Source organism: Campylobacter concisus (assembly GCF_002914195.1).
Taxonomy (GTDB): domain Bacteria; phylum Campylobacterota; class Campylobacteria; order Campylobacterales; family Campylobacteraceae; genus Campylobacter_A; species Campylobacter_A concisus_M.
On the sequence record NZ_PPAU01000140.1, the window covers coordinates 44,703 to 57,430 of the forward strand.

At 36.1% G+C, this 12,728-nt stretch carries 13 protein-coding genes, 4 tRNA genes and 1 other RNA gene; 5 read left to right on the forward strand and 13 right to left on the reverse strand.

Annotated features, from left to right (window positions below):
• Positions 1-25 precede the first annotated feature (25 nt).
• Together ssrA and CYP28_RS09715 are read right to left on the reverse strand one after the other, a co-directional pair.
• Positions 26-384: a transfer-messenger RNA gene (gene ssrA / locus CYP28_RS09710) on the reverse strand.
• A 26-nt stretch (positions 385-410) separates the two neighbouring features.
• On the reverse strand, positions 411-815 hold the full coding sequence (locus CYP28_RS09715; RefSeq protein WP_035167557.1) for a histidine phosphotransferase: 405 nt from the start codon (positions 813-815) through the stop codon (positions 411-413).
• An 86-nt stretch (positions 816-901) separates the two neighbouring features.
• Between CYP28_RS09715 and panB the strand changes: the two genes are divergently transcribed.
• On the forward strand, positions 902-1,711 hold the full coding sequence (panB, locus tag CYP28_RS09720) for a 3-methyl-2-oxobutanoate hydroxymethyltransferase (protein ID WP_103594013.1): 810 nt from the start codon (positions 902-904) through the stop codon (positions 1,709-1,711).
• 37 nt (positions 1,712-1,748) lie between these two features.
• Here panB and CYP28_RS09725 read toward each other — a convergent pair whose 3' ends face one another.
• The 11 genes from CYP28_RS09725 to CYP28_RS09775 form a co-directional block, all read right to left on the reverse strand.
• Positions 1,749-2,768, reverse strand: a complete 1,020-nt coding sequence (locus tag CYP28_RS09725) for a bifunctional 3,4-dihydroxy-2-butanone 4-phosphate synthase/GTP cyclohydrolase II (RefSeq protein WP_103594014.1) — start codon at positions 2,766-2,768, stop codon at positions 1,749-1,751.
• 265 nt (positions 2,769-3,033) lie between these two features.
• A tRNA-Asp gene (locus CYP28_RS09730) sits at positions 3,034-3,110 on the reverse strand.
• Between the two features lie 9 nt (positions 3,111-3,119).
• Positions 3,120-3,195: transfer RNA gene (locus CYP28_RS09735), tRNA-Val, on the reverse strand.
• A gap of 18 nt (positions 3,196-3,213) precedes the next feature.
• Positions 3,214-3,289, reverse strand: a tRNA-Glu gene (locus CYP28_RS09740).
• Between the two features lie 13 nt (positions 3,290-3,302).
• Positions 3,303-3,378 (reverse strand) — tRNA-Lys (locus tag CYP28_RS09745).
• A gap of 567 nt (positions 3,379-3,945) precedes the next feature.
• Positions 3,946-4,206, reverse strand: coding sequence for a 30S ribosomal protein S18 (gene rpsR / locus CYP28_RS09750; protein WP_021091467.1), 261 nt, complete (start codon positions 4,204-4,206; stop codon positions 3,946-3,948).
• 15 nt (positions 4,207-4,221) lie between these two features.
• On the reverse strand, positions 4,222-4,779 hold the full coding sequence (locus CYP28_RS09755; RefSeq protein ID WP_103594015.1) for a single-stranded DNA-binding protein: 558 nt from the start codon (positions 4,777-4,779) through the stop codon (positions 4,222-4,224).
• A 13-nt stretch (positions 4,780-4,792) separates the two neighbouring features.
• Positions 4,793-5,212: a 30S ribosomal protein S6 gene (gene rpsF / locus CYP28_RS09760; RefSeq protein WP_103594016.1), complete on the reverse strand. Its 420-nt coding sequence runs from the start codon at positions 5,210-5,212 to the stop codon at positions 4,793-4,795.
• 77 nt (positions 5,213-5,289) lie between these two features.
• Positions 5,290-6,288, reverse strand: coding sequence for a DNA polymerase III subunit delta (gene holA / locus CYP28_RS09765; RefSeq protein WP_103594017.1), 999 nt, complete (start codon positions 6,286-6,288; stop codon positions 5,290-5,292).
• Positions 6,281-8,200, reverse strand: coding sequence for an RNB domain-containing ribonuclease (locus CYP28_RS09770; RefSeq protein ID WP_103594018.1), 1,920 nt, complete (start codon positions 8,198-8,200; stop codon positions 6,281-6,283). The genes holA and CYP28_RS09770 overlap by 8 nt, the downstream gene beginning before the upstream one ends.
• A complete protein-coding gene (locus tag CYP28_RS09775; RefSeq protein WP_021091523.1) occupies positions 8,197-9,015 on the reverse strand; it encodes an HDOD domain-containing protein in 819 nt (272 codons plus the stop codon). The genes CYP28_RS09770 and CYP28_RS09775 overlap by 4 nt, the downstream gene beginning before the upstream one ends.
• A 142-nt stretch (positions 9,016-9,157) precedes the next feature.
• Here CYP28_RS09775 and ilvC point away from each other — a divergent pair, with 142 nt between their 5' ends.
• Genes ilvC through ruvX form a run of 4 tightly spaced genes read left to right on the forward strand, consistent with a single transcriptional unit; the run spans position 9,158 to position 12,722 of the window.
• Positions 9,158-10,180: a ketol-acid reductoisomerase gene (ilvC, locus tag CYP28_RS09780; protein WP_103594019.1), complete on the forward strand. Its 1,023-nt coding sequence runs from the start codon at positions 9,158-9,160 to the stop codon at positions 10,178-10,180.
• Positions 10,181-10,183: 3 nt separating this feature from the next.
• Positions 10,184-11,575, forward strand: a complete 1,392-nt coding sequence (locus CYP28_RS09785) for a divergent polysaccharide deacetylase family protein (RefSeq protein WP_103594020.1) — start codon at positions 10,184-10,186, stop codon at positions 11,573-11,575.
• On the forward strand, positions 11,572-12,342 hold the full coding sequence (locus CYP28_RS09790; protein ID WP_103594021.1) for a DNA-processing protein DprA: 771 nt from the start codon (positions 11,572-11,574) through the stop codon (positions 12,340-12,342). Before CYP28_RS09785 ends, CYP28_RS09790 begins: the two co-directional genes overlap by 4 nt.
• Positions 12,339-12,722: a Holliday junction resolvase RuvX gene (ruvX, locus tag CYP28_RS09795; protein WP_087583917.1), complete on the forward strand. Its 384-nt coding sequence runs from the start codon at positions 12,339-12,341 to the stop codon at positions 12,720-12,722. Before CYP28_RS09790 ends, ruvX begins: the two co-directional genes overlap by 4 nt.
• The last annotated feature ends 6 nt before the right edge of the window (positions 12,723-12,728 follow it).

The window sequence follows — 12,728 nt, forward strand, 5'->3', positions numbered from 1 at the left end:
TTTTTATTTGTATTTTAGATAAAAATGGTGGAAGCGAGGGGGATCGAACCCCTGTCCAAAAACAAAATGCATACAGCCTCTACACGCTTAGCAAAAGTGAAAATTTCATCTAAAAAGGCTCACTTTCCAAAACCAAAATTTAGACTAAGACTAAAATTTCAGCTAGCAAGCAGTCACTTTGCGAGCCTACTCTAGCTAAATTACTTGCCTTTGTCCTAGCTAGAATTAGACTAAGCAAGGCTCAACTGAACTTACGCAGCTTTAGCGTAAGCAGGAGCGAAATTAACGTTGTTTGCGTTTAAATTTAATTTGAGCTTTTTACGCTTTGCTCAAAGCGACGTGCCACCATACACACTCTGCTCCTGTCGAAGCCAAGTCGCTCCCAAAAAATAAAATGGTTAATGAATTATTTAGTTAAGTTTTGCAGGCACATCAATGATTTTTGGTTCAAGAACGCTAAAATATTCAAAATCGTTCTCGACGTCATCTTTATATTTATTAAACTGATCGCTAATAAGTAGCAACCAATCTATAAATTTATCATTTGCTGGCCCTTTTAGACTTCTTGCCTCTTGGGTTATCTCTTCAGCTAAAGTTGTAAGCTTTAATATCGGATCAAGATGCATGAATCCTGCTGCTGACTTAATATTATGAAAAATCCTAGTAAGCTCTAAGATACTATCTTTATATTTATCAGCTCTTCCTAAATTTATTATCAAAGGCTCGAGTAAATCGCACATTAAAGCATAGTGAGATAAAAATTCTTCAACTATATCATAAGAGTAATCGATTTCAAGCCTTTTTAATATACCCATTTTTATGTCCTTAAGAAATTGGCGTAATTGTAGCAAAAATTTGATAAAATTGTTAGCCTTTTAGCTAAAAATCCTTGGAGCTTGCAATGAAAAATGAAAAAACTCAGAAGAAAAAACTAAGCATAAATGATATAAAAAACAAAAAAGGCATTGAGCCTATTGTAATGATAACTTCCTATGATGCGTTATTTGCTAAGCTTTTTGATGATTATGCTGATATTATTTTGGTTGGCGATAGCTTAAATATGAGTTTTAATATGCAAGAAAGTACGATAAGTGCGGACATGAATACCATGCTTTATCATACAAAGGCCGTTTGTAACGGAGCCAAAAATACTTTTATCATGGCTGATATGCCATTTGGTAGCTACACAAATGAAAAGCAAGCGATAAAAAATGCGATGAAATTTTTCAAACAGACAAATGCCGATGCGGTAAAACTCGAAGTTGGCATGCACCAAGTAAATTTAGTGAAGCGCCTTTGTGAAGAGGGCATAAACGTTATGGCTCACATTGGCTTAAAGCCTCAGTTTTATAAATTTGAAGGCGGTTATAAGATAAAAGGCAGAAGCGAGATCGAGGCGAAAGAATTAATTGAAGAGGCTTTAGCGTTTGAGCAAGCTGGAGCATTTGGTATCTTACTTGAGGGCACGATGAGTGGCGTGGCCAGTGAGATAACAAAGCAAGTTCATGTACCAGTTATTGGTATCGGATCCGGAGTAAACGTCGATGGGCAAGTGCTTGTGTGGTCTGATATGCTTGGGTTTTTTGAAGACTTTAAACCAAAATTTGTAAAAAGATATCTTGATGGAGCGGATATTGTAAGAAAGAGTGTGCAATTCTACGCAAATGATGTAAAAGGCAAAATTTTTCCAAGTGAAGAATTTTGCTATTAGGATGATTAATATCCGCATTAAATAGAACGTGACAAAATTAAATTTCTTTATAGCCCTTTATATCAAGTCCAAATCCTGCAAGGCTTACAAATTCTTTATTTTTATTTGAGCTTAAAAGCTCGATTTCGCTTATGCCAAAATACTTTAAAATTTGTGCCCCAATGCCATAATCTTTTTGTGAGCTTGCATCGCTTTTATTGCTGTCTAAAAATAGCAACACTCCGCCATTTTTACTTAAAAAATCCAACGACTTTAATAAATTATCAAATTTATCTCCGCTTAAAAGCTCATGGTCTTTGCTTATTTTTTGAAATTTTACATTAGTTTGCGCTTTTGTCTCTCCAAAAACATAGGCAGCGTGATTTTTATTTTCGTGATCTTTTATGTCATATCTTTTTGCTTCAAAACCACAGATTTTTACACTCTTTGCAGGCGAAACTTCTATTAAGCTTTCGTGGCTAAGTCTGTATTCTACTAATTCAGAAACGCTTATCATATTTAGGTTAAATTTTTTACAGAATTCCTCCAAATAATCACGTCTTGCCATTGTGCCATCTTCTTTTACGATCTCACAAATCGCTGCCATTGGACTAATGCCAGCGAGTTTGCAAAGATCAACTGATCCTTCAGTGTGACCTGTACGAACGAGGACACCACCTTTTTTTGCAATAAGCGGAAATATATGCCCAGGCCTTACAAAATTTTCGGGCACTGAATCAATACTGGCAGCAAGTCTAATCGTCATATCTCGCTCATAAGCACTTACGCCTGTCGTTGCTTCCTTTGCATCAATTGTGACAGTAAATGCGGTTTCGTGACTGGATGTATTTTTAGAAACCATTAGTGGTAAATCAAGTCTTTTTGCGTTTGCTTCATCCATCGCAAGGCAAAGCACGCCTTTTGCATGAGTGATTGCAAAATTTACCTTTTGCATATCGCTGCTTGCCGCTGAAAAGACCAAGTCTCCTTCATTCTCACGGTCCTCATCATCGACCATAATTACCATTTTGCCATTTTTTATATCTTCAATCGCTTTTAATACATTTTCAAATGCCATAAATTTCCCTTATTAAATTTTTACAATTATATTGATTTTTTGATAACTTAGAGATAAAAATATTAATTTTGATTTGTCTTGTATCAATTATTTAGAAATTTTAGAAAAGATTTATTTTTAAATATATGCGATTTAGTGGCGATAACTTAGGTTTTATTTTTCAATTTATTTTATATGTAAAATTTTAAAACATAAATTTTTAATAAAATACACTATTTTTAAGAATTTCAGTAATTATGAAAAATAAAAGTCAAAGAATAAATGATGGCGCAGCGGACGGGGCTCGAACCCGCGACCTCCGCCGTGACAGGGCGGCATTCTAACCAACTGAACTACCGCTGCACCTAAAAATGGTGGTCGCTATAAGACTCGAACTTATGACATCCACCTTGTAAGGGTGGCGCTCTACCAACTGAGCTAAGCGACCTAAAAATTTAAAAATATCTGGCGACCCTTAGAGGATTTGAACCTCTGTTTCTACACAGAGAAAGTAGAGTCCTGAGCCACTAGACGAAAGGGTCATAAACCCAAAAATGGTGTCCTGCGTTGGATTCGAACCAACGGCCCCCTCATTAAAAGTGAGATGCTCTACCGACTGAGCTAGCAAGACATTTGCTTAAAAAAGAATTGAGATTATACAAAAAACATTACTGCATGTCAAGAAAAGGATGCTTAAAATTTGTTTTTAGTTAACATTGTTGCATGGTTAGGTTGGTTTGGTATCAGTTGATTTGAAAAATACATGATAAATACCACTTGCAAGATATATGAACACCAAATGGATGAATATTGGGTTTATTTAATAAAATTTATTTAAATTTAAGTATCTTGTCTTTTAGCCTCATGTGAGCAGCTATTGCTATACGATAGATGATGCGTGATTCGTGGTAAAAATTGTGAATAATATTGATCAACGATATTGATTGTATATATATGGCTAAATAAATTATTTTGAACTAATAAATTGATGCTATAGAGTTATTTAAAGACAGCATATATTTGAGATGTCTACTTGAATAAATTCTAATTGCCTCGTGTAAGTTAAACCAAAATTATAGATAGTGCTTGAAAAATATTTTAAACTGCAGTCAATAAATAAAAATCTATAAGAACATAAATCTAGGATATTTAAGATTAGGATTAAACCCCATTAATAGGGGTTTAATAAGTTAAATAATTATAGTCCATCAAAAGGATTTGAAACTACATCTTTGCGATCTACTATGTAAGGTATAATAGCTGCATGACGAGCTCTTTTGATCGCTTTTTCTACCATTTCTTGATGTCTTTTTGATGTGCCAGTTAAACGTCTTGGCATGATTTTAAATCTCTCTGATAAACAATACTTTAAAAGAGAAGTATCTTTATAGTCTATAAAATCAATTTTTGCTTCTGTAAATTTGCAATATTTACGTGAATATTTTCTTTTTTCTGCCATTTTCTATCCTTTAAGTTAAAACGGTATTTCGTTGTCGCCATCAAAATTATCGGCGTCAATGTTTATATCAGGGATTTTTTCCTCATAGTACTCTTCTTGTACTTTTTTATTTTGTGGTTGCATTTGCTGTCTTTGTGGTGCTGAATTTTGATATCCACCATTACCATAGCTATTATTTGAACCATTATTTCGTTGTTGTGAGTACGAACTATTTTGATTAAATCCACCTTGGCTTTGTCCATTAGTTCCGCTATTTCCGCCAAGCATCTCCATATTTTCAACTACGATTGAGTGCTTTGAACGGTTTTGTCCATTGTTGTCGGTCCATTGATCAAATTTTAATCTTCCTTCAACCAAAAGTTTGGAGCCTTTGCTTAAATATTGATTTGCTATCTCAGCTGATTTGCCAAAGAATGATATGTCAATAAAGCATGTCTCTTCACGTTTTTCGCCGTTAGTATTAAATTTTCTAGTAACAGCAATACCGGAATTTCCTATAGCAGATCCACTAGTAGTGTATCTTAGCTCGATATCTCTTGTTAAATTCCCAACCAGTACTACTTTATTGAACATTTTTTATCCTTGATTATTCTTCTGTAAAAGTTTGCTCGTCTACTTTTTCAACTCTTGGCTCACGCGGTACTCTTGGCTCACGAGGCTCTTTTTTTATAGTTTGTTTGATACCTTTGCAAAGTCTTTCCCAAGCTGCGATTTCGCGTTTATTTTCATATTTAACGCTTAAAAATCTTATGATATCTTCAGTGATCCTTACATTTCTTGTAAGCTCTGCAAGAAGTGCCGGTGGAGCTTTGTAATAGATAACAAAGTATGTTCCACGCTCGTATTTTTTGATGGTGTAAGCTAGCTTTCTAGTGCCCATCTCAACGACAGCAGCGATCTCGCCGCCGTTTTTTGTTATAACTTCTTTTACGAAGTCAACTTTAGCTTTAACTTCCTCTTCCGTTAATGTCGGCTTAAGAATAAATAAAAGCTCGTAATGTTTCATTTCTTCTCCTTATGGATATTTAGCTCACTTTGTGAGCAAGGATTTTGCTTTAAGCAAGGGTGGATTTTAGCTTAAAGTTACTTAATATTTGCTGTTGATATGAGATGTTGTAAATTTAAAATAGTTGATAATACAAAAATCTCTTTATCCATTTTTGTGTTTGTTTTTAGCTCTAACTCGGCTAAATTTAGTGTTTTAAATATCTCTAAATAGGCATTTAAATTTAGTTTTAAGCTATTTGCTTTTAATAAATTTGCCACATTTACAGGCGGTTGATAACCGATTGCCTCATCTAAATTCAATCGACCATTTATCTTAATGTAAGAGTAAATTTTAAATAGCCTAAAAAATGCTTTGTAAAGTGAGTTTAGAAGTAAAATTTCATTAAAATTTGGATCTTCTAGATAGGTAAAAAAGTCGTTTTTTATGTCTTTTAGGGCCATAAATTTGTTAAAAAAATCATCAAAATTTATCCCACCAAGTCCAAAAACCAGCCTTTTTACATCATCTTGTTCAATGTGTGTGTTTAGGCTCTTTAGCTTTGTTAGCTCGCTTGCTGCAAGGTATAAATTTTCATTATGCGTAAAGTAAAGTTCATAAAGTGCGTTTTTGGTTATGTTTAGGCCTATTTTAGCTGAGCTTTTAGCTAGCAAATTTATCGCTTCATCTGGAGTTGAGGGCTTGAAAAATCTAGCAAAATTTGTCCCAAAAGCCTTTTGCGTATCAAAAACTAGTTTCATATCGGACTCATAAAGCTCAAACAAAAAGTAGTTGTCCTGGCTTTTTGAACAAAGCGAGATGAGCTCTTTTAGCTCTTTTGCTGGGATCTTTTTGTCACTTTTTACATAGAGGATATTTTTGCCGCCAAAAAGTGACTGTTCGCTTAGGTGAGAGCTTGCCTGGGTGTAGTTGTACTCGTCAAAATAAAGGCTTAATAAATTTGCATCTTTGCCAGAGTAAAAGCTCAAAATTTCTTTGCCAAAGAGCTCGATCTGAAACTCGTCCGCCCCAAAAAGTAAGAAGTAGTTGCTTAAATTTGTATTTGCTAAATTTAGCTCTAAATCTTTTCTATACATCGATCTTTCTTACTACTTTTGCAAAAATTTTAGCACTTGCAATGTCGGCCTCTGTGATCTTTACGACAAGCTTTTGAAGTAAATTTGCGCTGTATCCAGTGATGAAAATCCTAGCTCCAACAAAATGATCATCAAGCTTAGCAACCAAGACATTTTGGTTTTCGCTCACATAGCAGCGCACCTCTTTGCCGATGTTTGCGGCTGCCCAGCGTGCAAATTTCCTATCCATAAAGTCGTAGGCTACCTTATCAGCTTCTCTTTCAAGCTCGCTTAAATTTGCGCAGGTGCTTTGGATGTTTAAAAGCAAGAAGTTGTAAAGCTTGTCATCTTTTGAAATTTTAGCCTTTAAGAGCCTATGTAAAATAAGGTCAGAGTAGCGTCTAATAGGGCTTGTAAAGTGCGTGTATCTATCAAATCCAAGCCCAAAGTGGCCTAAATTTTCACTTGAGTACTCAGCTTTTTTTTGAGACTTGATGATGAGTTTATCTATCTCCTCGCGGTTGCCCAGTTCATCGGCTTTTATTTGGATCTTTCTTATCAAATTTGCAAGGTCACTCTCGTAGGTAAAGTCAAGCCCCAGAAGCTGCAAGTCTTCAAGCAAAGTATCTATCTTTTTAAAATCAGGCGATGCGTGGTTTCTAAAAACGCCCTTTGTGATGAGCTTTGCGGCGGCTTTGTTTGCCAAAAGCATGCAGTCCTCAACAAGTCTGTGCGAGTCGGAGTCGCTTTCAAACCTAGTTTGCGAAATTTGTCCCTCATTATTAAGGCTCATTCTAAGCTCTTTTGTCCTAAAGTCAAATGCGTGCAAAAGCCTTTTTTTGCGAAGCTTTGTGGTGAGTTTAAAAAGCGGCTTAATCCATGAAATTTCACACTCTCTTTTGCCTTCTAAAATTTCATCAATCTCGTCATAGTTAAAGCGCCTTTTTGAAAGGATGATCGTCTCAAAAAGCTCCTCTTTTTTTACCTCATTATTCGCATCAAGTGAAATTTTAAAACAAAATGCAAGACGCGGTACATTTGGCTTTAGCGAGCAGATATTTTCACTAAGCGCGCGCGGCAACATCGGTACTGAGATGTGCGGAAAGTAGATAGAAAAGCCTCTTTTTTTAGCCTCGCTGTCAATAGCGCTATATGCGGTCACATACTCGCTTGCATCAGCGATTGCGACGTAAATTTCACGCTTTTTCTCATCGAAATATATGGCGTCATCAAAGTCTTTGGCATCGACTGGATCGATCGTGCAAAACTCTAAATTTCTTAGATCAACTCTATTTGGATACATGCTAGCATCGACTTCGTCGCCAAAAGCCTTTGCCTCAAGCTCACAAGCCTCGCTAAATTTATCGTTTTTATTATAAATAGCAAGCGAAATTTTTTCATCACTTAGCGGATCGTCTAAATTTCCTAAAACCTCGACTATCTCGTTGTTTAGGTTGTTTATCTTAAGCAGCGTCCCAAGAGGAAGCATCTTTAGGCTTTTTTGCGTCGCTTTTAAGGTAGTGCTTAGTCCAGTTTTTAAATTTACCCCTAAAATAGCTGCTCCAAAGCGTTTTGTATAGACTACGCTTGTTTCATTTGCAAGCTTTAGGCTCATTACTATCTTAGCACTTTGGCGTTTTTTCTTAAGCGGCAAAAGCTTTGCTAACACGATATCGCCAAGGTGAGAGTTATTTAAATTTTTATTTTCTACGATGATGTCTTGCTTGAAGCGTTTATCAAACGGCATGATAAAGCCAGTTGCGTTTTGACTGATGTCTAGCTTGCCGCAGACGTAGCCATTATTTAGGTAAAATTTATCTTTATGTGAGCTTACGGCACCAAGATTTAAGAGATTTCGTAAAATCTCTTTATCTTCGTTTGAAACTTCTTTTTCCTTGATGCCAACTAGTAGTGATGTTAGAAATTCTTTCACAAATTATCTTTGACTTTAGCGACAGCCATTAAAAATGTATCGTGTCCAAAGCCGTATTCATCAAGAAGAGGTAGGGTATTTTGTATGCTTATATCATCAAGTTGATTAAAGATATTTACAGCCGTTTTTATCACTTTTAGGGCTTTTGCGTAATCTTTTATATGATCTGGTGCCTCTTCCGGATTATTTGAATAGAGTATTGAGCTGCTAAGCTCTGTCTCAAGGTTCCATTGTTCAAAAATTTTAGCCGTAACTTCTTCATTTGACATATCTAAAATTTCTGTTTCAAATAGAGCAAGATCGATTGGGCTAGATATATTTTTAAGTTTTTCTCTAAATTCGACGTCTTGCTTATTTTCAGCTAATTCGTGAGCAAGAACTATCTTGCCAATCTCAAGCATAAATGAAGCTGGAGAGAGAATTTCTAAGCTTTTAGGATTAACTTTAGAATGCCAATTGTACATCAGTGCATTTTGTATTATCGAGATATTTAAAAAATCTTGTGTAGTAATGCCATAAGGCTCTAAATTTATAGAAAAGCTCTTTTTAATCGTACTTGAAAGCGCAAAACCTCGAATAGTAGCCATACCAAAAAGAGAAATAGCTCTTGCGATGGTTGTAATCTCTTGAGAAAACCCATAAAGTGGAGAGTTTGCTGAACGCAAGATATTTGCTGTTAGCATCGGATCCTTTTCGACCACTTTTGTAAGATCACTTATTGAGCTATTTTCATCCGCATGTAAGCGTTGAATTTGTATAACTGTGTCATCTAATGGTGGAAGTGCTTTGATTTTTTTAAAAACTGATTCATTCATTGAGTTATCTCTTTTTTTGAAATTTCAGCGTATTTTATCAAAATAAATTATCATAAAACTTAAAAAGAGTTTCTATATATTTCAGCCGAATTTTTGCTGGCTAAAGTTATAATTTTGCCAAATTTTAATAATAGGAGTAACAATGGCTATAAATGTTTATTATGATAAAGACTGCGATTTAAGCCTTATTAAGAGCAGAAAAGTAGCAATCATCGGCTTTGGTTCACAAGGTCATGCACATGCTGAAAATTTAAGAGATAACGGTGTAAGCGTTGTAATTGGCCTTTCAAAAGGTGGCAAAAGCTGGGCAAAAGCTGAAGCAAAAGGCTTTGAGGTAAAAACCGTAAGCGAAGCTACAAAGGGCGCTGATGTGGTTATGATTTTAACTCCAGATGAGCTTCAAGCAGAAATTTATAAAAATGAGATCGAGCCAAATTTAAAAGATTACGCTGCTATCGCGTTTGGACATGGATTTAATGTGCATTTTGGACAAATCAAAGCTCCAGCAAATATAGATGTCATCATGATCGCTCCAAAAGCTCCAGGACACACAGTTAGAAGCGAATTTGTAAGAGGCGGTGGTATACCTGATCTTATCGCTGTTGAGCAAAATGCAAGTGGAAAGGCAAAAGAGATCGCTCTAAGCTATGCTTGCGGTATAGGCGGCGGCAGAACCGGCATTATTGAGACAACATTTAAAGATGAAACTGAAACAGATTTGTTTGGTGAGCAAGCAGTACTTTGCGGTGGTCTTTGCGCACTAGTAAATGCTGGTTTTGATACGCTTGTAGAGGCTGGTTATGAGCCTGAGATGGCGTATTTTGAATGCTTGCATGAGCTAAAACTAATCGTTGATTTGATGTATCAAGGTGGTATGGCCGATATGCGTTATTCTATCTCAAATACCGCTGAATACGGTGATTACGTAAGCGGTGTAAGAGTGGTTGGCGAAGAGAGCAGAAAAGCTATGAAAGAAGTTTTAAAAGAGATTCAAAATGGCAAATTTGCAAAAGACTTCATCCTAGAGAGAAAAGCAGGATATGTTAGAATGAACGCTGAACGCGGTATAGCTGAGAGAAGTTTGCTAAATCAAACTGGCAAAAAACTTCGCGCGATGATGCCTTGGATAACTAACGGCAAACTTATAGATCAAAATAAAAACTAAGCCTTGAGCGAAAAAAATACTACAAAGAAGCGACCTACAAAAAAGAGTGCAGGTCGCTCTCACAACAAAACCTATCTTGGTATCGGCATTATCGCAGCTATTTTGATAATAGCACTTAGCGTAGCCCTTAGTATAAAAAATAATGGTACAGAGCAGTTAAGCAAAACAAATGAGCCAAAGATAGAGAAGCAAATTTCTAAAAAAGCTGAGCCAAAGGTTGCCAGTAAAGAGAAAAAACAAGAGTACGAAAAGAGAAAATACCCTCTAAAATTTGATGAAGATGAAAATTTAAGTAAAATTTTTACTGATCCTAAGCATAAAAGTGAGCTTGCTTTAAATTCAAAAGTTGAGCCAAAAGAGCAAAAAAAGATAGCTGAAGTAAAGAGTGAAGCCAAAAAAGAAGAGATAAAAAAAGAACAAAACGATACTAAAAATTTACTTGCAAGTTATAAAAATACAGAGCCTAGTGTAATAGAAAATGAACAAAAGATAGAGCCATTTTATAGCTCAAAAATCGAACAAAAAACTGAGTTAAAACCTCAAAATTTTGAAGTAAAAGTCGATCAAAATAAAAGTACTGAAATAGAAAAAAAAGAGAAATTTAAAAACGAGAACATAAAAGTCGAGCCAGCTAAAAAAGCTGAAAATTTAACTACCAAAAAGATAGAAAAAACAAAATATGAAGAAAAGAATGTAAAAAAAGATAGCTTTGAAGCGGTACCTTTTACGCCAAACGCTAGCATAAAAGGGCGCGCAAAGCTCGTTATCGTAATAGATGATGTGGCGACATTTGAACATGCAAGTATGATAAAATCGCTTGGCTTAAAAATTACGCCGTCTATTTTTCCAGCGACAAAGACTCATCCAGATACTCCAAATATCGCAAGAACATTTGAGTTTTACATGATACATCTTCCGATGCAAGCAAAACACTTTGATAGCCCAGAGATAGGCACTCTCACGATCAATGAGAGCTTTGAGAGCATGCATGAAAAGATAAAAAAGATACGCAAAGACTTCCCGCGTGCAAAATATACAAACAACCACACAGGGTCACGCTTTACAAGCGATTTTGACGCTATGGATAAGGCTTATAGGGCGCTGATAGAGCAGGGCTTTGTCTTTGTTGATAGCAAAACTATCGCCCAAACCGCAGTAGCAAGAGCTGCAAAAAAACATAATCAGCCATACATCTCAAGAGATATATTTTTAGACGACGATCCATCGGCTAGTGCTGTTAGGCGTGAACTTGTGGCTGCTGTAAATTTGGCTAAAAAAAGAGGCTACGCGATCGCCATTGGGCATCCAAAGAAAAATACGATCGCAGTGATAAAAGAGAGTAAAAATAATCTTTTAAAAGATGTTGATGTGGTTTATTTAAAAGATATTTTATGAGACTTGACTTTATCCCAGAGCCACTAAATAGACTAAAAAATCCACCAAAACAGCTAAATTTTATCGGAGATACTTCACTTTTATCCTTACCAAAGATCGCAGTTGTTGGCTCAAGAAAGGCAAGTGTTTATACAAAAGAGTGTGTTGCGGCACTTTGCGCAGTGCTAAAAAGTGCAAATGTTTGCGTGGTAAGTGGTGGAGCAATCGGCGTTGATATCGCAGCTCATAAAGCTGCTATGCCACGAACGATTGGCATTTTTGCGAGCGGACTTGATACCATCTATCCAAGCCAAAATAAAGTGGCAATAAATGAAATTTACGCCAAAGCCTTGGCCCTTAGTGAGTATGATGAAAGTGAGCCGCCACTTGCTTATAGATTTTTGGAGCGAAACCGCATAGTTGTGGGACTTTGTGAAGCTCTGGTTGTTGCGCAAGCTGATCTTAAAAGTGGTTCTATGCAAAGTGCAAGGCTTGCAAATGAGCTTAAAATTCCAGTTTATGTACTGCCACAGCGCATGGGCGAAAGCGATGGGACAAATTTTTTGCTTGCAAATAAAAAAGCCGAGCTTATCGATGACTATCATAAATTTGCTTCAATTTTTGGTGAGATAAAAGAGCAAGAAAAAACTAGTGACGAGATTTTAGAATTTTGTAAAAATGGCGTAAGTCTTGATGAAGTTTTGGCAAAATTTGGTGATATCATCTATGAGTACGAGCTTGAAGGGCTAGTTGAAATTTCAAATCTAAGAGTAAAGAGCGTGCTATGAGAGAGAAATTTATGGCTATTGATGTTGGGCTAAAGCGAATAGGACTTGCCTTTGGTTTTGGCGAGATCGTGACTCCGCTTGAGCCAGTGCTTAGAAAAAATAGAAACCAAGCCGCAAGAGATGTGAGCCAAAAGGTAAATGAATATGCCCCAGATACGCTGGTGGTGGGTGTGCCAATCGGCGGTAGTAGCGAAGATGAGATGAGAAGACGCATCGAGCATTTTGTCTCACTTCTTGATGTAAAGGCAAATATTGTCTATCAAGATGAAGCTTTTAGTAGCAGTGAAGCTAGTGAAATTTACACAAATACAAAGCGAGATGGTAGGCTAGATAGCATTTCAGCCACTATTATTTTAAAAAGGTATCTTGGGATAAATTAAAATCAT